This window comes from Acidovorax sp. DMC1, from assembly GCF_056314325.1.
The window spans coordinates 216,565-235,338 of record NZ_JBQUYO010000005.1 but is presented as its reverse complement, the minus strand read 5'-3'; the positions used below and the strand labels follow the sequence as shown (position 1 = coordinate 235,338).

16 protein-coding genes are annotated in these 18,774 nt (G+C 66.9%); 3 read left to right on the top strand and 13 right to left on the bottom strand.

Annotated elements, in window-relative coordinates; genetic code table 11:
- Positions 1–39: 39 nt before the first annotated feature.
- From ACT531_RS13120 to ACT531_RS13095, 6 genes are all read right to left on the bottom strand, one after another.
- On the bottom strand, positions 40–912 hold the full coding sequence (locus ACT531_RS13120; protein ID WP_343734466.1) for a DMT family transporter: 873 nt from the start codon (positions 910–912) through the stop codon (positions 40–42).
- A 286-nt stretch (positions 913–1,198) separates the two neighbouring features.
- A complete protein-coding gene (locus ACT531_RS13115; RefSeq protein ID WP_476017699.1) occupies positions 1,199–4,852 on the bottom strand; it encodes a response regulator in 3,654 nt (1,217 codons plus the stop codon).
- A gap of 24 nt (positions 4,853–4,876) precedes the next feature.
- Entirely contained in the window at positions 4,877–5,584 is a 708-nt protein-coding gene (locus tag ACT531_RS13110) for a histidine phosphatase family protein (protein WP_476017698.1), read from the bottom strand.
- A 3-nt stretch (positions 5,585–5,587) separates the two neighbouring features.
- Entirely contained in the window at positions 5,588–6,766 is a 1,179-nt protein-coding gene (locus ACT531_RS13105; protein WP_476017697.1) for a response regulator, read from the bottom strand.
- A gap of 161 nt (positions 6,767–6,927) precedes the next feature.
- Positions 6,928–7,878, bottom strand: a complete 951-nt coding sequence (locus ACT531_RS13100) for an NAD(P)H-dependent flavin oxidoreductase (RefSeq protein ID WP_060986119.1) — start codon at positions 7,876–7,878, stop codon at positions 6,928–6,930.
- Between the two features lie 69 nt (positions 7,879–7,947).
- Positions 7,948–8,739 (bottom strand): pseudouridine synthase, encoded by a 792-nt coding sequence (locus ACT531_RS13095; protein ID WP_110961017.1) that lies wholly within the window; start codon positions 8,737–8,739, stop codon positions 7,948–7,950.
- A 271-nt stretch (positions 8,740–9,010) separates the two neighbouring features.
- Between ACT531_RS13095 and ACT531_RS13090 the strand changes: the two genes are divergently transcribed.
- Positions 9,011–9,346 (top strand): ankyrin repeat domain-containing protein, encoded by a 336-nt coding sequence (locus ACT531_RS13090; RefSeq protein ID WP_015015009.1) that lies wholly within the window; start codon positions 9,011–9,013, stop codon positions 9,344–9,346.
- Between the two features lie 111 nt (positions 9,347–9,457).
- Here the strand turns inward: ACT531_RS13090 and ACT531_RS13085 are convergent, their stop codons facing one another.
- Positions 9,458–9,922 carry a tellurite resistance TerB family protein gene (locus ACT531_RS13085; protein WP_060986117.1) on the bottom strand — a complete coding sequence of 155 codons (465 nt, stop codon included), beginning with the start codon at positions 9,920–9,922 and terminating at the stop codon, positions 9,458–9,460.
- A 138-nt stretch (positions 9,923–10,060) separates the two neighbouring features.
- On the opposite strand from ACT531_RS13085, the gene ACT531_RS13080 reads away from it, so the two are divergent.
- Positions 10,061–10,978 carry a DHH family phosphoesterase gene (locus tag ACT531_RS13080; protein ID WP_476017696.1) on the top strand — a complete coding sequence of 306 codons (918 nt, stop codon included), beginning with the start codon at positions 10,061–10,063 and terminating at the stop codon, positions 10,976–10,978.
- Positions 10,979–11,075: 97 nt separating this feature from the next.
- On the opposite strand, the gene ACT531_RS13075 is transcribed toward ACT531_RS13080, so the two are convergent.
- The 4 genes from ACT531_RS13075 to ACT531_RS13060 all read right to left on the bottom strand — a co-directional run bounded on the left by ACT531_RS13075 (position 11,076) and on the right by ACT531_RS13060 (position 15,964).
- Positions 11,076–12,302 (bottom strand): DUF1501 domain-containing protein, encoded by a 1,227-nt coding sequence (locus ACT531_RS13075; protein ID WP_476017695.1) that lies wholly within the window; start codon positions 12,300–12,302, stop codon positions 11,076–11,078.
- A gap of 11 nt (positions 12,303–12,313) precedes the next feature.
- On the bottom strand, positions 12,314–13,918 hold the full coding sequence (locus tag ACT531_RS13070) for a DUF1800 domain-containing protein (RefSeq protein ID WP_476017694.1): 1,605 nt from the start codon (positions 13,916–13,918) through the stop codon (positions 12,314–12,316).
- Positions 13,919–14,068: 150 nt separating this feature from the next.
- Positions 14,069–15,379 (bottom strand): MFS transporter, encoded by a 1,311-nt coding sequence (locus ACT531_RS13065; RefSeq protein WP_476017693.1) that lies wholly within the window; start codon positions 15,377–15,379, stop codon positions 14,069–14,071.
- Positions 15,380–15,526: 147 nt separating this feature from the next.
- Positions 15,527–15,964 (bottom strand): thermonuclease family protein, encoded by a 438-nt coding sequence (locus ACT531_RS13060; RefSeq protein WP_110961022.1) that lies wholly within the window; start codon positions 15,962–15,964, stop codon positions 15,527–15,529.
- Between the two features lie 666 nt (positions 15,965–16,630).
- Here ACT531_RS13060 and ACT531_RS13055 point away from each other — a divergent pair.
- A complete protein-coding gene (locus ACT531_RS13055; RefSeq protein WP_051022730.1) occupies positions 16,631–17,125 on the top strand; it encodes a DUF2242 domain-containing protein in 495 nt (164 codons plus the stop codon).
- A gap of 36 nt (positions 17,126–17,161) precedes the next feature.
- Here ACT531_RS13055 and ACT531_RS13050 read toward each other — a convergent pair whose 3' ends face one another.
- The gene (locus tag ACT531_RS13050; protein WP_476017692.1) at positions 17,162–17,716 is read right to left on the bottom strand and encodes a dihydrofolate reductase family protein; all 555 of its coding nucleotides are present in this window, start codon (positions 17,714–17,716) and stop codon (positions 17,162–17,164) included.
- Between the two features lie 97 nt (positions 17,717–17,813).
- Positions 17,814–18,704, bottom strand: a complete 891-nt coding sequence (locus ACT531_RS13045) for a LysR family transcriptional regulator (RefSeq protein WP_422847304.1) — start codon at positions 18,702–18,704, stop codon at positions 17,814–17,816.
- Between the last annotated feature and the right edge of the window lie 70 nt (positions 18,705–18,774).

Below are 18,774 nucleotides of genomic sequence, written 5' to 3'. Positions count from 1 at the left end.
GCGTCGTCCGACGGTCTGGCTGCAACCGCCTGACGTTGTTCAGGGCGGAACCACCGCCTGTGTGCGCTCCTGGCGCACGAGGTACAGGCCGCTGCCGATGATGATGGCGCCGCCCAGCAGCGTGCTGTAGCCAGGCACCGTCTGCCACAGCACCCAGTCCAGCCCCATGCCCCAGGCCAGGGCCGTGTACTCGAAAGGGGCTACCACCGAGGCCTGCCCGTGGCGAAACGCCTCGGTGATCGCCAGCTGGCCCGCAAACCCGGTCACCGCCAGCCCTGCCACCAGCGGCCAGTGGGCCTGCGCCACGCCCACCCACTGGGGCCACGCCAGCGCGCCGGCGCCCAGCGCCAGCAGCGTAGTGGTCCAGAACACCAGGCTGGCGCTGGAATCGGTACGGGTGAGCATGCGCCCCGTGATGGCCGATACCGCATAGCAGGTGGCTGCTGCCAGCACCGCCAGTGCGCCCAGGGTAAAGAACGCCTCCTGGTTGGGCCGCAGCGCCACCAGCACCCCCACCATGCCCAGCACAATGGCCACCCAGTGAGCGGGACGCACCTTTTCGCGCAGCACCACGGTGGACAGCGCGGTGATGAGCAGCGGAGCAATGAAGAACAGCGTATAGGCCTCGGCCAGCGCCAGTTCACGGATGGCAAACGCAAACAGCGCCAGCATGGCCACGTTGAGCCCGCCGCGCAGCAGGTGCAGTGGCCAACGCACCTTCAGCAGCCGGGGCACTTCGCCACGCCACAGCGCGTACAGCGCCACCAGCGGCAGCGCAGCCCAGCCCCGCAGCGCCGCAACCTGCATGGCGGGGTAGTGCGCGGTCAGCGTTTTGAGCAGCGCATCCATCAGCGAGAAGAAGCCCACGGCCGCCACCATGGCGAGGATGCCGCGCAGATTGCCCGCGGGCATCGCCAAGCCTGCAGAAGTGCTCGGCCGCGCCTCAGACATTGTGTGGCCCTGTGGCTGCGTGCGCGCCAGCGAGGCCTCGCTGGCGGTCATGGGGGGCAGGAGCCTGCGCAGAGAAGAAAAGGCGCGGGAAAAAGCGCGGCAATGGCGGGCTGGGCAAAGGCATGAGAAGGTGGGCTCCGCAGGACTGGCGCTTGGAGAGGCCAGACCATGGCGGGGCATGTGCGGCAAGGCCAAAAAGTGTAGCGCAGGCACGCCGCGCCGCTTCGCTGAGTTTTGTCAGCCGCGCTTACCCTAATGATGGGGTGGGCGCGGGCGTGTTGGCCGGGGCGGTATCGCTGCTGCCTCCGCCGTCCGCTGTGGCGAGGATGGCGTCGAGCAGTGCCAGCGCCTGCACAAAGTCGAAACCATCGATGGCCTGGGCCAGCGCCTGGGCGCGGTCCGGGTAATGCTGCAGCATGGCGGGGTGCAGCCCGGCGTAGGCTGCGCTGGCATCGAGGTCGTCGCTGGCCAGCAAGGGCCGCAGTGCCCGCAAGCCTGCTCGCAGATGGTCGGCATCGGCTGCAGGGGCCGCGCTGGTCGTCTCTGCGGCAGCATCCAATACAAAGTGCAGGGACTGCACCAGTTGTTGCAGTCGTGCATCCAGGTCTTGCAGCGCGTGTTGGGTGTCGGCATCCACCCCCCCTTGCGGTGTGGCTTGCACCCTGGCCTCGGCTTGCTGCGCGGCCACCTGCAAGCCGGTAAGGCCGGCAGTGCCCGCCAGGCCCTTGAGCGTGTGCAGGATGCGCTGCGTTTCAGCCAGGTCACCGCTTTGCCAGGCCTGCAACGCCTTTTGCGCGTCGTGGGGGTGTTCCACCACCATGCGTTGCAGCAGACGCACCAGCGCCGCAAAGTTGTTGCCCAGCGACCGCAGTCCCTGCTCCAGCTGAAAGCCTGCCACGCCCTGGAGTTGGGCCCGCATCTGTGCTTCGTTCTGCAGCGTGGGGGTCGATGTTGCAACGCTGGGCGTTGGGGTTGCGCCCGTGGCGTCCACGGCATGGGGCAGCAGGCGCGCCAGCACGCGCGCCAGTTGTGCCGGGTCCACAGGCTTGGGCAGGTGGTCGTTCATGCCAGCGGCCAGCGCGGCGGCGCGGTCTTCGGCGAAGGCGTTGGCCGTCATGGCCACGATAGGCGTCTGCGCATAGCCTGGCAGCGCGCGGATCTGGCGCGTGGCCTGCAGGCCGTCCAGGTGGGGCATCTGGATGTCCATCAGGATCAGGTCGTAGTGACGTTCGCGCGCGCGCTCCACCGCAATCGCCCCGTCGCCCGCCATATCCACGGCAAAGCCCAGTTGGCGCAACAGCTCACCCGCCACCTCCTGGTTCAGCGTGTTGTCTTCGGCCAGCAGCAATTGCAGCCCCGGGGTGAAACGGACGGGCGCATCGGCGGCCAACGCGGGTGCAGCGGCCTCTGGCAGTTGCGCATGGTTCCACACGCGCACCAGCACGTCTTCGAGTGCGGTGGGCAGTACGGGTTTGGGCAGGAAGGCCGCAAACGGACCGACATCCACCTCGTCGGCAGGGCAGCTCAGGCTGCCGCTGACCAGAATGCAGGCGGGGCGGTGTTGGAGCGGCAAGGCGCAGATCTGTTGCCAGGTCTGGGTGCCATTCAGGCCCGGCATCAGCCAGTCGGTGAGCACCAGCTCGTAGGGGTCGCAGAGTTCGTCAGCCTGTGCCACCGCTTGCACGGCCTGCGCGCCGGACGACACCGCGTCGGCCCGCGCTCCCAGGTGGGTGAGCATGTCGGCCAGCAGCTCACGGGCTTCTTCCATGTCGTCCACCACCAGGACGCGGGTGCTGGGGGGCAGGGCCTGCACATGCTGCGGTGCGGCAGCCTGGGAGCTGATGCCAAAGGGCGCCTCAAACCAGAAGGTGCTGCCCTTACCGGGCTCGCTGCGCACACCCACTTGCCCGTCCATCAGGTCGGCCAGGCGGCGCGAGATGGCCAGCCCCAGGCCGGTACCGCCGTGGGTGCGAGTGGTGGAAACATCGGCCTGCTGAAACGCCAGGAACAGCTTGCCCTGTTGCTCGGGGCTCAGCCCGATGCCGGTGTCGCGCACCTCAAAGCGCAGGCGCACCTGGTTGGCTTCGCGGTGGGTGACAAACGCGTGCAAAGACACGCTGCCGCGTTCGGTGAACTTGACTGCGTTACCCATGAAGTTGGTCAGGATCTGACCCAGCCGCATGCCGTCCCCATGCAGGATGGGGGGCACACCTGCAAGTTCGGCCATCACCTCCAGGCCCTTGGCCTCGGCCTTGTCGCCGGTAATGGTGAACACGTTGCTCACCACCTTCTCCAGCTCGAAATCGGTCGGGTCCAGGGCCATCTTGCCCGCCTCGATCTTGGAGAAATCCAGGATGTCGTTGATGACGGCCAGCAGGTGCATGGCAGCGCCCGACACCTTGTCGAGTTGCTGGCGCTGGTGCGGGTTGGTGGTGTCGCGGCGGATCAGGTGGGTCAGCCCGATGATCGCGTTCATGGGCGTGCGGATCTCGTGGCTCATGTTGGCCAGGAAGGCGCTCTTGGCCTGGTTGGCCTCGTCGGCCATGGCCTTGGCGCTGCGCAGCTGGGCATTGGTGTGCTGCAGTTCCAGCGTCTGCTGTGCGAGGGCTTGGCTGGTCTTTTCGAGATCGAGCGTGCGCTCGGCCACCAGTTGTTCCAGCTCGTCGCGGTAGCGGGCCAGTTCCCGCTCGGACTGCTTGCGGCTGGTGATGTCCACCCAGATGCCGGTCATACAGTCGCGGTCATGCAGGTGAAGGGGGCGCATCGAAACCCAGAAGTCGCGGACGCTGCCGGCCTTGTCACGCCGCTGGGTCTCGAAGTCCAGGCCGCCCTGGGCCTGAATGCGCTGGAGCTTTTCATCGACCTTGCTTCTGTCCGGGTCCAGTTGCAGGTCGTAGAGGTTCATCAACGAAAACTCTTCGCGCGTGTAGCCCAGCGATTCGTAGGTGGCATCGTTGAAGCTCACGAACTGCAGGGTCTGCATGTCCAGCACCACGATGCCGATGGGCGCCTGGCTGATGATGTTGGCGTGCAGTTCCTCCCGGTCGTGCAGCTCTGCCAGGGCCAGACGGCGTTCGTCCTGTGTTTTCTGAAAGGCCAGCACCGCATTGGCCATGTCCCCAATGAGCGTGCCTTCGCGTGCGGCCATGGCCTTGATGCGGGAAAAGGTCTTGTAGTCGCTCAAGCCGCTTTCGCCGCGCGACAGCTTTTGCAGGATGGTGTTGAGCCGGTCCAGCTGGCGGGATGTGGACCGCGACAGCACAAACCACAGGGCCAGAAACACCAGCGCGGCCAGCGTGCTGTAGAGGCGCATGCGGCGATCGAAATCCTGCAGCTGGTTGCGCGTGCTGGCAGCGTTCTCTATGGCGTGGTCCATGAAGGTTTTGGCAATGTCGCCCATGCGCAGTGCGAACACACCGTAGTACGCCGTGGCGCTGATCAGGTGCTCGCCTGCCGCTGACTGGTCGATGGCCATCTGGTCCGAACTCATCAGCGCAAACTGGCGAAACTCTTGAAAGGCTCTGAGCGCAGCGGGGTAGTGGGTGCTGACATGCGAGAAGTCGTGGGCTGTGGTCAGCCCCGTCAGGTCCTTTTCGAGCGCGGCCATTTCGTCCACGATGAGCCCGTGGAGCTGGTAGGCCTTGGCTTCGTCCACCTCGCGGTATTTGGAGACAGTCAGGGTCTGTGTCAGTCGCAGCTTGATCTCCAGCAGTTTTCGGCTGATGGCCTCCGCCTTGGCGGCCACCTGGATGTCTTCCTCCTGGCTTTGCAGTGCTTTGCGCTGCACGGTTTGGGTGTGCTGCTGCACTGCGTAGTCAAACCCCATGCCCACCAGAACGGCCAGCACCACTGGCAGAAAGAAACGCAGAAAAAACCGTTGGCGTTTGAGCAGGAGGAGCATGGGCGAGGGGTGGCGCGAGATGGGTCAGCGCTTGGAGGAGGCGGGCAGCAGGGCGGCCCAGTGAGACGGCGGAATGCTGCCCAGGTATTCAAACCGCGACTGCCCCAGCGGACGCAGCACCATCATCGTTCCCTCGGGCTTGACGAAATAACCCATCAGGTCCGCCATGTTGGGCGCGTGGGCCACGATGACGCGGTTGGTGCCGGCAGGAACCGGGGTGGATACCAGGGCCCGCGTGGCGGCGATCACCGGCTTTTTCTGCTCGCTCGTCAGGTTGGCGGTGTAGGCCAGAAGGGGCTCTGCGCGCAGCAACTGGGGCTGCGTGGCAAAGGTGAGCTGTGCGCTTTCGCGCGCCCTGCACAGCGGGCTGTGGATGACCTCGCCCACTGGAATGCGGGCACGCTGCAGCGTCACACCCAGTTCGCGCGCCTGCTGCCGCCCGGCATCACTGAGGACCCGCTGGGTATTGCAGTCGTTCAGGTCCACCTGCGGGGCCTGGTCCACCCGGCTGCTGTCGGTGGCGCCATGGCGCAGGTACAGCACAAAACCGCCCCGGCGCATTTGCGCCAGCAGGGCGGGGCTGACGAGAGTTTCCTGAAAGTCCTGGTCCTGTGCGCTGCATCCCCCAGGCCACCCTGCCGCCGCCGCAACGGCCAGCACACAAGCACCCACCGTGGCCCGGCAGACGGGCGGGCTGCCGCGCAGTGCGATGGCCGGGGACAAGGCAAGCATGCTTCACGGCTCCAGCGCGGGCACCGGGTGGTCTGCAAACTGCTCGGCGATGGCTGCAAACTGCGGCACCAGCTGTACGAACGCATCACAGATGTCGGGGTCGAAATGCTGGCCACGGCCGTTGCGGATGATGTCCACCGCGTCGTCGAGCGTGAACGCGCGTTTGTAGTGGCGGCGCGAGATCAGCGCATCAAACACATCGGCGATGGCCATCAGCCGTGCGGGCAACGGGATGGCGTCGCCCTCTAGTCCGTCGGGGTAGCCCGAGCCATCCCACTTTTCATGGTGGCCTGCCGCGATCTGGCGTGCGGTCTCCAGGAACTCCAGCGCCGAGTTTCTGGGGGCGCTGGCCGGATGGGCCGGCTGCTGGCGCCCCATCTGCAGCACGCTGCGGATGGCCTCGTCGATGGCGTCGGCACCAATGCGGGCATGGGTCTTCATGATCTCGAACTCATCAGGGGTGAGCTTCCCCGGCTTGAGCAGGATCGCGTCGGGGATGCCCACCTTGCCGATGTCGTGCAGGGGCGCGGCCTTGGCGATTTGCTGGCGCTGGTGGGGACTGCCCAGCAGGTGCTGAAAGCGCGGGTGGTCCTGCAGGTGCAGCATCAGTGCCTCGATGTAGGCCTGCGTGCGGTGCAGGTGGTTGCCGGTTTCGTTGTCGCGCTTCTCGGCCAGCGTGGCCATCGCGTGCAGGCTGAAGTCCTTGATGAGCTCGTTTTCGGCCATGCGCCGCTGCACCTCGGCGTCCAGGTAGCTGTTCTGGTCGGCCAGCCAGTCGCGCGCGGCCTTCAGCTCCAGATGGGTGCGCACCCGCGCCAGCAGCACGGCGGGCTTGATGGGCTTGGCCACATAGTCCACCGCGCCCGCTTGCAGGCCGCGTTCTTCGTCCGCGATGGCGTCGAGGGCGGTCACGAAGATCACCGGGATCTCACGGGTCTCCGGCGCGGCACGCAGGGCGGCCAGCACCTCGTAGCCGTCCATCTCCGGCATCATCACGTCGAGCAGGATGATGTCGGGCACCGGCTGGGTGTGGGCGACCTGCAAGGCCCGCTGTCCCGAGTTGGCCACGCGCACGTGGTAGTACGGGCGCAGCAGCTGGCCGATGACGGTCAGGTTTTCGCGGGTGTCGTCGACGACCAGAACCGTTCTGAGCAGGGCTTTGTCATCGGTCGGCAAAAACATGGTCGGGGTGCTTTCGGGCTACCACGCAGAGAATTTGCTCTGGTGTAAGTGCATGTTACTGCCCTTACAGAAGCTGACAAGCTTTCCGTGGTGCGGTGGTCGGGTAGCACATCGCATCCATGCGTTGCCGCCGCAGCACTTGTCGGGCCGGGACGCCCCTTTTAGCCAAACGACCGCGCCGCAGCCAGGGCGCCCATGCGCCGGCTGATGGCAAAAAACTCCGCCACGGTGTCGTCAATGATCTGCTGCGCGGTCTTGACGGAGTCAATCAATCCCACGGTCTGCCCAGCCAATGCAGGGGCCGCCTCCATGTCACCGTCAAAGTACACGCGCTGGATGCCTGCAAAGCTGTCGGCGGGCATCAGGCCCGCCTCGTGGATGGCTTGCGTGCGCTGCGACTTGAGCGCGCGGATGCAGGGGCTGGCCTTGGTGTTGAGCATCCAGGTGCCGGTGACGCCCGCATCGACGATGGCGTTCTTGTAGTTGGCATGCACGGGGCTTTCGGCGCAGCTCACAAAACGCGTGCCCATCTGCACGGCCTCGGCACCCAGCGCAAAGGCTGCGGCCATGCCGCGCCCGTCGCAGATGCCACCGGCTGCGACCAGCGGCACGTCCACCTGCGCGCGAATGGCCTGCAGCAGCACCAGGGTGGAGACCTCTTCGGGGTTCTTGAAGCCGCCGCCTTCACCGCCTTCGACCACCAAGCCGTCAATGCCTGCATCCACACATTTCAGCGCTGCGTCCACCGTGGGTACCGCGTGATACACGGTGATCCCCGCGTCCTTCAGCGGCGCAATGAACTTGGCCGGGCTACCCGCCGAGGTGGTCACAAACCTCACGCCCGACGCGCACACAAAGCGCAGCATGGCGTCGTCCTTCAAAAAGCGGATGGGCAGGTTCACGCCAAACGGCAGGCCCAGCGCGCTCATCTTGGTGATCTCTGCCTGGCAGTTGGCGGTTTCGCCGGACGATGTTTCGATGATGCCCAGCCCACCCGCGCGCGACACCGCCGAGGCCAGCTGCGTGCGCGCAATCCAGCCCATGGGCGCCTGGATGATGGGGTAGCGCGCACCCGTGTGGGCAAGGACGCGGTTGGTGGCGGGTGCGGTCATGGGTGGTGTCTCCTGTTTTTTGGGAGCGCCCATTATTTCGACGGGTGTGCCGTCGCCGTGTCGCCCGCGTTACGGGGGCGGGGCGGGTGTCTCTTGCCAGGGCAGCTGCGCAAACAGCCGCTGCCAGTCAACGCAGGGCGGCACAGCGGAATCGTCGGCGGGGAGGTATCCGCAGCCCCAGCCTGCAGGTCCCGGCCAGCGCAGCCCGCTGTCAAAAGTCATCGCCGCCCCCGTTACGGGGTGGGGCACCCTGAGCTGCCAGGCATGTAGCCACAGCCGCTGCTGGCCCAGTCGCTCGGCCCACCAGCGGTTGAGCGGGCCCTTGCCATGCGTGGCATCGCCAATGATGGGGTGGGCCACGTGCTTGAGGTGGCGGCGGATCTGGTGGCGCCGCCCGGTGGTGGGAAGTGCCTCGACCAGCGACGCGCGCGTGGTGGCAAAACGCGCATCGCTGGCCTCGGGCAGCGTGAGCTGCGCCAGCCGCCGAAAGCGTGTGTGGGCGTCCTGCACGGCGGCATCGGTCGGGGCGTCATCGGGCTTGAGCGCATGGTCCACCTCGATGGCCTCAGGCGCCCAGCCACGCACCATCGCCAGGTAGCGCTTGTGCGTGGCGCCCTGCTCAAACGCTTGCGACAGTGCCCGCGCCGCATCGCTGTGCAGCGCCATCACCAGCACGCCGCAGGTGCCCTTGTCCAGCCGATGCACCGGAAACACATGCTGGCCCAGCTGGTCGCGCAAGGTCTGCATCACAAACCGCGTCTCGCCCGCGTCCAGCCCCGTGCGGTGCACCAGCCAGCCTGCGGGCTTGTACACGGCCACCAGGTGCTCGTCGCGCCAAAGGATGTGCAGGGGAGGGGGCATGGAGGAATGTGTGTGTGCCATCGCGGGCTAGGGATCCTCTGCACGAATCAAGCGGCAAGTGAGCGCAGCGGATCGGGAGGGGTTGCAAGGCGCAAAACGCAGCAATAGCCGTAGCTATTGCGAGTATTTGCAACGCAGCAGACCGCCCGAGGCCGCTGATGCGCACGGCGCGCTGATTCGTGCAGAGGATCCCTAGGGGAAGGCGCGGATTGTGCCGTACGCGCCGCTGCCTACACTGGTCCCGTTCAACGCTTACAAAGGATGCCCGTCTATGTCCGCAGGAGACTGGAAAGACATGTACGCCGCCGCCGTGGCCGGCGACCTGGCGCTGGTGCGCCACCACATCAGCGCGGGCGTGAACCCCAACTACCAGCATCCCGAGATCCTTTGCACACCGCTTGTGGCCAGCCTCATCCACGGCCACGATGCCATTGCGCATTACCTGTTGGCCCATGGGGCGGACCCGATGCTGCGGTCCGACTTTGACGACATGACCCCGCTGGAGGCTGCGCGCCGTTATCGGCGCACCGAGTTCATTGGCATGCTGCAGGCGCAGGGTGCGAAGGAGGAGCGCAAGCCGTTCTGGTGGCGCTGGTTGCCGGTGTGAAGGCGAAGTGTGGGCACATCGGTACAGCCCGCGCAGCCCGGACTAGCGGCCGCCGTGTAAGGCCTCTGCCGCACCAGCGGCGTATCCCTTGGAGGAAAACCGCGAAGCGAATCAATGGGGGCTTGTTTCCTTCGCACGCATCTTGGCGCCGATGTACTCGCCGTGCGTCACATGCAGCAGGCCCGCCACCTTGCTGATGGTGTGCATCTCGTTCTCATCCGGCCGTGCGTCCGCATAGGCCACCTGCCACATGGCTTCGACCAGCCGGATCTTCTCGGCCTGCGTGAAGTGTTCGTTCAACTGGCTGGTGAAGTGCTGGTAGTCGTAGGCCGTTCGGGAGGTGGTGGTGGCCTGGTCCAGCAGTGCCTGCAGTTCCTCGTCCGACAGCGCAAACTGCTGGCGCAGTGCGCTCTCCATCACGCTGCGCTCCGCTTCGCCCAGGGTCGCCTTGGTGCGCACCACCTCCACCAGCAACACGGCGGCTGCCAGTTGCAGTGCCCGTGCACGCTCGGCGGGCGATGGCGTGGGGTGCAGGGGAGCAATGCTTTCCAGAAGGTCTTTGAGGGCTTGGAACATCGTTGGCTTGCGAGGCTGCGTAAATAGGATGGATGCGTCGGGGGCGGCGTTGGTTCCGCTGCGTTAACGGGAGGAGGACTCCCTGGCTGCGCAGATTGCGCTCGGTGCCTTGCCATGCCCCGGCGACAATCGGGGGCCATGACGAAGAAAACCATACTCCCCCTGCAACTGCTGGTTGCCCCCGACAAGAACGACCCCGCGCCGCTGATCCTCTACCACGGGCGCAATTGCCCCGATGGCTTTGGCGCGGCGCTGGCCGCATGGCTGTACTACGGCGACCAGGCTGAATACGTGGGGCTGGACCACGGCGATGTCAAGACCGTGGACGACCTGCCGCCCCTGCAAGGCCGCGCGGTGTACATCCTCGACTTCTCGTTTGCCAACGAGGTGATGGCGGCCATCGACGAGCGCGCCGCCAAGCTGGTCATGCTGGACCACCACAAGAGCGCCGCCGAAAAGCTCACCGGCTTTGCCTGCCGCTGCGGCGTGGTGCACTTTGACATGAACAAGTCGGGCGCGCGGCTGGCGTGGGAGTTCTTTCACCCCCATGCACCCATCCCCGCGCTGCTGCAATACGTGGAAGACCGCGACATCTGGAAGTGGGAGTTTGCCGAGAGCGCGGCCTTCCTGTCGGCCCTGGACATGGAGGAGCAAGGCTTTGCGCGCTGGCGGGAGATTGCAGACTTCACGCCCGAGCAGCTCCAGCAGTTCATGGTGCGCGGCGAGGCCATGGACCAGAAGTACCGCAAGCTCTGCGCCGACATTGCCGAAGGCGCGCAGCCGCTGGTATTCAACGGCATCACGGGCCTGATGGTCAATGCCCCGGGCATGTTCCACAGCCTGGTGGGCGACATCCTCTCGGCCAAGACCGGCACCTTTGCGCTGATGTGGAGCGCGGGCGAAAAGGGCGTGAAGGTGGGGCTGCGCTCGCAGCGCAACTTTGACTGCATCGCGTTGGCCGAAAGCATGGGCGGCGGCGGCCACGCACAGGCCTGTGGCTTCAAGATGAAGGTGGAGCGCCTGCCCGAACTGTTGACAGGCACCTTCAACGCGTAGTGCTGGGGTGATTTGGAGAGAAAGTCGCCTGAAGCGCTACAACTGCATGCCTCAGAAGCTATCAAAATATAGTGAACGGCGTGGAGCGCGAGCGCGGCTAGACCAGTCGCAGGTCCGCGCCTTGGGTTCCTGGAAACACCCGCCCCAGGGCCGCCGCGTTCAGCCCGTACATCCGCGCGAACAACCCGCCCAGCACACTGCGGTAGTCGTTGAGCACGGGGTAGTCGCGGTTCTGGAACAGCGTGGTGGCGGTCAGCGCCTGCTGCTCGCCCACGATGCGGCCGCCATTCACCCCGCCACCCAGCACCCAGAACACCGTGCCGTGGCCGTGGTCTGTGCCCCGGTTGCCGTTCTCGCGGAAGGTGCGGCCAAACTCGCTGATGACCACCACCACGGTGGACTTCCACGCGGGGCCCATCTCGTCGGCAAAGCCTGCGAGGCCCCGGCCCAGTTCCTCCAGGCGGTTGGCCAGCGCGCCGGTGGCGGCACCCTGGCCCACATGCGTGTCCCAGCCGCCCACGTCCACAAAGCCGATCTGGTAGCGCGACTGCATCAGCCGCGCCATGCGCCGGGCCGTGCCCTCAAAGCCCTTGGTGCTCAGCGCATTGCGGCTGGCGGCCTCCATCTCGCCCTGCATGGTGCGGGCCACTTCGTCGCGGGTGGCAAAACCTTCGTTCACCGGCGTGGCCAGCGCTGTGCCCCGGTACATGGAGGCGATGAGTTCGGCCTGCCGCGCATCCACACCGCCCCGCCCGGCGCCTGCGCTCAGCGCGGTGTTAGGTACATCCACCGCCCCGCGCAGCACCAGGGGCAGGGTGCTGGTAAATGCCATGGGTTGCAGCGCCGCTGCAGTGCTATCGCCGCGCGGGTTCAGCTCGGTCACCAGCCGGTTCAGAAAGCCCGATCGGTAGTCACGCCGCCCGCCCAGGGGCTGGCCCAGCTCGATGCTGTCCTGCGTGTCGAAGTGGCTGCGCGAGAGGTCGTCCGTGCCCGCAAACGGCACAAACGCGAGCTGACGCTGCTGGTACAGCGGCAGCATCGATTCCGCCAGTGCCGGGTTCAGGCCCCAGTCGGCTGTGAGCGGCAGGGCGCCGCCCTCCTGCCCCGGCCGGGCGATGGCGATGGTGGGCCGCGTCTCGTAGTAGTAGCTGCTGGCCGTAGGCACGAGCAGGCTGGCGCAGTCGTAGCCACCGCGCAAGAACACGAGCAGAAAGTGCGTGTCCTGCGCGCGGGGTGCGGCGAGCACGCTGGCGCTGTGCACGCCCAGGCCCGCACCGAGTGCGCTGGCGCCCAGGGCCTGGAGAAGATGTCGTCTGTGCAGCATGAAGTTTTCTTTCATCCGTGCATGAACTCGGGGGATGCGAGGAACAGCAGGTTCCATTCGCGCGGTGAGGTGGCCTGCGCCAGTGCGTTGCTTGTGGCAGGGGACCAGGTGGGCTCCATGGCGCGCACGTAAGCCGTCTGCGCCAGGGTGGGCGGCATGCGCGGCGCGGCTCGGGGGGCTGCGTCATCGCTTGCTGGCGGGGTTGCCAGAGCGCCTGCACCCAGGGCCCGCGCCATCTCAAAGCGCGTGCTCATCTGCCCCGAGCCCGACCACGACGCGGAGTCCAGCGGGTAGCCATCGGGCGTGACGCGGCCATACAAAGGCTCGGCCAGCCGTTGCAGCCACGCCAGTGCCGGGTCGGTGCTGGGCAGCACAGCGTCGCCATGGGCCAGGCGCAGGCCCGCCAGCGCATAGTGCACCGGGTCCCGAAACCGCTGGCCGAGAGATGCGCGGAATTCTGGCGTGTTGAACAGCGTTTCCAGCACCGCTGCGATGTCGCCGTCGGTGCGCTCAAAGCTGCGGGCCAGGGTCTGCAGCAGCGCGGGGGGCGGGTTGTCTCCCACCAAAAAAAGCGCGATCTTGCGCGTGATGAAGCGCGCGGTGGCAGGCGCGCGGGCCAGGCGGACCAGCGCTTCGTCCACTTCGGCCAGGCCTTCGGCGCGCAGCGGCTGGCCGAGCAACGTCTTGGGCTCCCAGTCATGCCGCTGGGGGTTGAACTCGAACAGGCCGTCGCGCAGGTAGTGGCGGCGCAGCGCGGGCTTCATGCGCGGTGGCTCGTCGCCCTGCGGCCGCTGCGACACGCCCACGCCGGTCAGCACGCGGGCCAGCTCCTGCACGTCCTGCTGGCTGTAGCCGCCGTCCACGCCCAGCGTGTGCAGCTCCATCAGCTCGCGCGCGTAGTTCTCGTTGATGCGGCCTGCGGCGTTTTGTGCGTTGTCCAGGTAGCGCAGCATGGCCGGGTGGCGCGCGGTGGCGCCCAGCAGGTCGCGAAAGCGGCCCAGTGCATGGGGGCGAATCGCACGTTCCTCGTAGTCACCCACCAAGGCGCGCAGGTTGCCCTTGCCGGCAAACACGTTGAAGTGGTTCATCCAGAACCAAGTCATCTTCTCGCGCAGCTGGGTGGGCGAATACAGCGCGCGCAGCACAAACCGGGCGGCGGCCTCATGTTGCAGGGCGCGCATGTCCTGCTGCCAGGTTTTGAGCGCAGCCTTGCGCTCGTCTTCGGTAGGCAGGGCTTTGGCGGCGCGGTGGCGGGATTCCATGTCGGCCGCCAGCGCCTCGATGGGGGTGCGCGATATGGCCATGGCGTCGATCTGCGCTTGGGCCTCGCGCGGCAACGGTGCGTTGCCACCGGGGCGCAGCTGACTTGCCAGGTAGGCGCTGATGCCCAAGCCACCCAGCGCTTGCGCGCCCTGGCCGGTGCAGCCCCAGGTCACGCGGTCGAGCAGGTGGACCTGCGTGGGTTCGTCGGCGGACGCCCCGCCGCCAGTGCTGACGGCGTTGGGCGATGCAGGGGGCGCAGCCTGGGCCAAGGGCGCGGCGCCAAAGGCTGCAAAAGCCGCCATGCCCAGCAGCAGCGTGCGGCGGTGGAGGGGCGGAGGGGAGTGGGGGGTCATGGTGCCTCGCTGGCTGCCAACCAATGGGGACCCCCATGGTGCCGCTGCGATCCACCGGGTGCAAGGCGGCGCAGCGGGTTTTACCTGCGCGATACAAACGCCAGCGAGGATGTATCGAGGGGTTTCGTGAATCGCCCCGCAGGAGGCGCGTTACGGCGAAGGTGCAGCGCCCGTGGCCTGCGCGGCCTCTTCAAAACGGTCCACCTGGCGCAGGGTCTGGAACGCCAGCATCCAGCCACCCACCACCCCCAGGGTGCACAGTCCGCCCACGATGGCGGCAGGCACCACGCCCAGCCATGCGGCGCTCGTGCCTGCGCGGAATTCGCCCAGTTCGTTGGACGAGCCGATGAACAGCATGTTCACCGCGTTCACCCGGCCACGCATGGAGTCGGGCGTGGAGAACTGCACCAGCGCGCCGCGGATGTACACGCTGACCATGTCGGCGGCGCCAGCCACCAGCAGCGCCGCAAACGACAGCCAGAACAGCGTGGACAGCGCAAACACCAGGTTGGCCACGCCAAATACCGCCACGGCGATGAACATGGTGCGGCCCACATGGCGGTTGAAGGGCCGCATGCTCAGGTACAGCCCGGCGCTGACCTCGCCGACCGCCATGGCACTGCGCAGCGCGCCCAGGCCTGCCGGGCCCACATGCAGCACCTCTTGTGCGTAGATGGGCAGCAGCGCCACCACGCCGCCCAGCAGCACGGCAAACAGGTCCAGCGAGATGGTGCCCAGAATGATGGGCCGTGTGCGGATGAAGGTGATGCCCGCGCCAAAGCGCTCCAGCATCGTGCCCTGTGCAGGGCCGGGCGCCGTGGCATGGGCCACCACCACGCGCAGCAGCAGCGCCACGCCCAGCACAAAGCAGGCGCAGCAGATGGCATAGGTCAGCTCGCCGCCGCCCAGCGCGTACAGCAGCCCGCCCAGCAGCGGCCCGCCAATGCTGGCCACGCGCATCAGCATGCTGTTGGCAGCAATGGCCTGGGCCAGTTGCGCGCGCGGCACGATCTGTGGCAACAGGCTCTGCATGGCCGGGCCCGAGAACGCGCGGGCGCAGCCATACAGCACCAGCACGGCATAAATACCCGCCACGCCGCTGCTGCCATGGCCCGACAGCCACCACAACAAGGCGCTGCACACGCCGCCCACCGACCAGGCCAGCGCCAGGATGCGCTTGCGGTCAAAGCGGTCGATCAGGTCGCCCGCTGGCAGCAGCAGGGCCAGCATGGGCAGAAACTGCGCCAGGCCCACATAGGCCAGCGCCAGCGGCTGCCGGGTCAGGTCGTACACCTGCCAGGCCACCACGACAGCCTGCACCTGGGTGGCGACCACGGCTACCACGCGGGCGATCAGGAAGGAAACAAAACCGGCATGGCGGTAGACGTTGGCAGGTTCGGCGGGCGCGGCAACAGCGGCGCTCGGGGTGATGGGCTCGGGCGTGGGCATGGGGGGGGGCATGGGGGGGGCAGCGGGGGGGCATTCGCCCAGTGCGGCGATGCGCCCAAACGACGGGAGGCCAGATGCTAGCGGTTGTCGCGTCGGGCTGCAGTCAAGCGCTGGTAAAGCCTCGCAGCGGGTGCGCCGATGGTGGGGTATGCGATGGCGTCAACGACGATGCCGGTGCCGGTAGTCCCACGGCGCCAACGGGCGCTTTTGGGACCACAGGCCCGCGTGCTGCGCCTGCGCAGAACGCTGCAGGGGCGCCAGGTGGGGATAGCCGCTGGCGTACGGCGTGTAGACCCAGGCCATGCCCGCGCGCACCTGGGCCGTTGCTACGTCCGTCCCGCCGCAGCGCACCTGCGCCACCATGCGGCCATAGCTGTCTTCGTCCACCGGTTGCAGCGTGGCCCGTTGCCGAAAGCACAGTTGTGCCAGGTGCTGTCGCGACTTCTGCCCAAACGCCTGACGGGATTCGGGCGCGTCGATGGCGGCGATGCGCACCTTGACCTGCTGGTAGGCACCGGGGGCGCCGCAGCGGGCGGTGAGGGTGTCGCCGTCGCTGATGGCGACGACCAGGCAAAGCAGGGAGGCGGCGAGGGGCACTGGGGGCTTGAATGTGGGTGGGTGGGCGCCGGCGGCGGTGTGGGGGCTGCAGCGGGCTGATTGTGGCCGGATGCGCTACGGCAGCGTGCCTTGATAGCTATGAATAGTATAGCGTTTACGGTCGGCCGGAATGTGGTTGCAGGCAGACAGCGGGCGCTGGCGCGACGCGCCTATTCGATGCTCCGAAGTCCTTCCTGGCACTTCGCGCAGCACCGGTTTTTTTTGCTTCAAGGTGTTACCACACCGATGTGTACACAGCACGAAGAATATGGGGAACCGGGAGCAGTTACTGCCGTCAGACACCCCAGGCGCTGTGACAATGGGGTGCATTGCCCAGCGCGTTCGTTTCGCGTTTGGTTTGAGCTTGTTATCGTCGGCACTAGTGTGCTGTCCCGCAAATAGCTGCACGAAATGAAATCGATGGCATCGCGCCCAGGGCGAGGCGCAAACCGCAGTGATAGCCGTAGCTATCGCGAGGATTTGCAACGCAGCCCTGGGGGTGAGGACGCGATTTCATGTGCAGTTATTTGCGGGACAGCACACTAGCCACCCACCACCCAAGGAGTCCCGGTTTTGCGTTTCCCCTGGTCCACAGAATTCCATGCCTCCCCACCCGCGCTTGTGCGCGCCGCCGCCGTGACCCTGGCCTGTGGCGCGACCTTGGTCATGGCAGGCTGCACCAGCACGGGTGTCAAGACGTTTGGCGTGCAGGAGAACTTTGGCTCGGTTGCCACCTATTCGCGCCTGTTTGATGCCACCCCGGCCCAGACCTGCGAGGCCTCGCGCCGCGCGCTGCTCAGCCAGGGCTACGTCATCTCGTCCAGTTCGGCCGATCTGGTCGAGGGCAAGAAGAGCTTCCAGCCCGAGCCCGAGTCGCACCTGCAGATGGTGGTGCGCGTGGTGTGTGTGCCCGAGGCCAACGACGGTAAGGTCAGCCTGGGCTTTGTCACCGCCACGCAGGACACCTACGCATTGCGCAAGACCAACAACTCGGCCAGCGTGGGCGTGGGCGCCATCGGGTCGGTGTCGCTGCCGTTTTCGTCCAGCAGCGAATCGCTGGTCAAGGTGGGCAGCGAGACCATTGCCAAAGACACCTTCTACGACAGCTTTTTTGACCTGGTCAAACGCTACCTGGTCATCGACCAGGCGTTGGCGGACTGAGCAGCCCTGGCGGGACAGTCGCCCGCCTTCAGGCACTCAGCGGTCGGAGCGTGGCGGCACCCGGTAGCGCAGCTCGGCAAACACGCCGCCCAGCGTGGTTACGGATTGCAGCTGCAGCGGCGGCTGCACCACACGGCGCGGAAACAACGGGGTGCCCGCGCCCAGCGTGACCGGCGCCACCTGCACGATCAGCTCGTCCAGCAGGCCTACATCGTGAAACTGCCCCACCAGGTCGCCCCCGCCCACCACCCACACATTGCGGCCTGCTGCGGCCTGCACCATGGCCTGGTGCACGGGGCGCACATCGCCACGCACAAAGCGGACATCGGCACCCGCAATGCTGCAGAGTGTGCGCGTGCTGAACACCCAGGTGGGCTGTGTGTACGGCCAGGGCTGCCCCGCATCGATGGCATGTTTCAGCATCCATTCGTAGGTGTGTGATCCCATGGCCAGCGCGCCCACGCTGCGGATGAAGTCGGGGTAGCTGGAGCCTTCGATCTCGCCAAATTGCAGCAGCCAGCCCAGGTCATGGTCGGGCGTGGCGATGAAGCCGTCGAGGCTGGACGCGCCGTAGAACTGTGTAGTGGTCATGCCCGCGCACTGTAGGGACCGGCTGCTGACAACGTGCTGGCAGCAGGCGCGGGTGGGGTCTGCGCGGTGCATTCATCGGCCAGAGGCCCGAGGTGACTCAAGGCAGCTGCACCGTCTCCGCCAGGTGCCCGTACACCGTTGCAATGCGCCGCAGGTGGCGCGACTCCGGGTGGGTCAGCAGCCACAGCTCGGTTTCGCCATCGGCCAGCGCGCCCGTGAGCGGGCGCAGGTCGCTGCGGCTCTGGGCCAGAAAGAGGGGCAACACCCCCACGCCCATGCCCAGGGCCACCAGTTCCATCACCGTGAGCAGGCTGTTGACGCGGTAGGTGGGCTGCGCCCGGGGGTATTGCTTCTTGCGCCAGCGCACTGAAGGGTGGTCGGGCAGCGCGTCGTCGGGCGCAATCCAGGCGGCGCGGCCGGCCTCCACGTCCGACAGGGCCAGCGGGCTGGCAGCGCCTGCATACAGGGCCGAGCGGATCATGCCCAGCTGGCGCCCCACCAGGTGCTGCGGCGGGCGCTTGGTGGCGCGCACGGCGATGTCGGTGTCACGCCGCGTCAGGCTCACCAGCTCGTTGCCGGCATGCAGCTCGTACACCAAGGCCGGATGCCGGGGCTGCAGCAGCTGCAGGGCGGGGGCGATGAGGCCATGCAGGATGGTGTCGGTGGTGGAGATGCGCACCGTGCCCGACACCTGTTCGGGCTGTGCCTGCGCGGCAGAGCGGGCGGCCTCCAGGGCGGCTTCCACACGCTCGGCCTGCTCGGCCAGGGCCTGGGCCAGTTCCGACGGGCGGTAGCCAGCGCGTGACCGGTCGAACAGCGACTGGCCCAGCCCGCGTTCAATGCGCTGGATGGCGCGGAACACCGTGGACGCGTCCACACCCAGCCGCTCCCCGGCGGCGGCCAGGGTGCCGGTGCGCACCATGGCCAACAGCACTTCCAGCTCGGCGGCGCCCAGCTGGTATTGCACTGATGCAACGGTTGATTTCATGGTCGCTTATTTTGTTTGCGTTGTTGCAAGCGTAGATTCTGCCTGTCGCTGGCCGTTGCTGTGTACCGAT

Excerpts from the sequence above, each read along its gene's own strand:
- ACT531_RS13120 (WP_343734466.1), bottom strand. The coding sequence starts at position 912 with ATGCCCGCGGGCAATCTGCGCGGCATCCTCGCCATGGTGGCGGCCGTG.
- ACT531_RS13115 (WP_476017699.1), bottom strand. The coding sequence starts at position 4,852 with ATGCTCCTCCTGCTCAAACGCCAACGGTTTTTTCTGCGTTTCTTTCTG.
- ACT531_RS13110 (WP_476017698.1), bottom strand. The coding sequence starts at position 5,584 with ATGCTTGCCTTGTCCCCGGCCATCGCACTGCGCGGCAGCCCGCCCGTC.
- ACT531_RS13105 (WP_476017697.1), bottom strand. The coding sequence starts at position 6,766 with ATGTTTTTGCCGACCGATGACAAAGCCCTGCTCAGAACGGTTCTGGTC.
- ACT531_RS13100 (WP_060986119.1), bottom strand. The coding sequence starts at position 7,878 with ATGACCGCACCCGCCACCAACCGCGTCCTTGCCCACACGGGTGCGCGC.
- ACT531_RS13095 (WP_110961017.1), bottom strand. The coding sequence starts at position 8,739 with ATGCCCCCTCCCCTGCACATCCTTTGGCGCGACGAGCACCTGGTGGCC.
- ACT531_RS13090 (WP_015015009.1), top strand. The coding sequence starts at position 9,011 with ATGTCCGCAGGAGACTGGAAAGACATGTACGCCGCCGCCGTGGCCGGC.
- ACT531_RS13085 (WP_060986117.1), bottom strand. The coding sequence starts at position 9,922 with ATGTTCCAAGCCCTCAAAGACCTTCTGGAAAGCATTGCTCCCCTGCAC.
- ACT531_RS13080 (WP_476017696.1), top strand. The coding sequence starts at position 10,061 with ATGACGAAGAAAACCATACTCCCCCTGCAACTGCTGGTTGCCCCCGAC.
- ACT531_RS13075 (WP_476017695.1), bottom strand. The coding sequence starts at position 12,302 with ATGCTGCACAGACGACATCTTCTCCAGGCCCTGGGCGCCAGCGCACTC.
- ACT531_RS13070 (WP_476017694.1), bottom strand. The coding sequence starts at position 13,918 with ATGACCCCCCACTCCCCTCCGCCCCTCCACCGCCGCACGCTGCTGCTG.
- ACT531_RS13065 (WP_476017693.1), bottom strand. The coding sequence starts at position 15,379 with ATGCCCCCCCCCATGCCCACGCCCGAGCCCATCACCCCGAGCGCCGCT.
- ACT531_RS13055 (WP_051022730.1), top strand. The coding sequence starts at position 16,631 with ATGGCAGGCTGCACCAGCACGGGTGTCAAGACGTTTGGCGTGCAGGAG.
- ACT531_RS13050 (WP_476017692.1), bottom strand. The coding sequence starts at position 17,716 with ATGACCACTACACAGTTCTACGGCGCGTCCAGCCTCGACGGCTTCATC.
- ACT531_RS13045 (WP_422847304.1), bottom strand. The coding sequence starts at position 18,704 with ATGAAATCAACCGTTGCATCAGTGCAATACCAGCTGGGCGCCGCCGAG.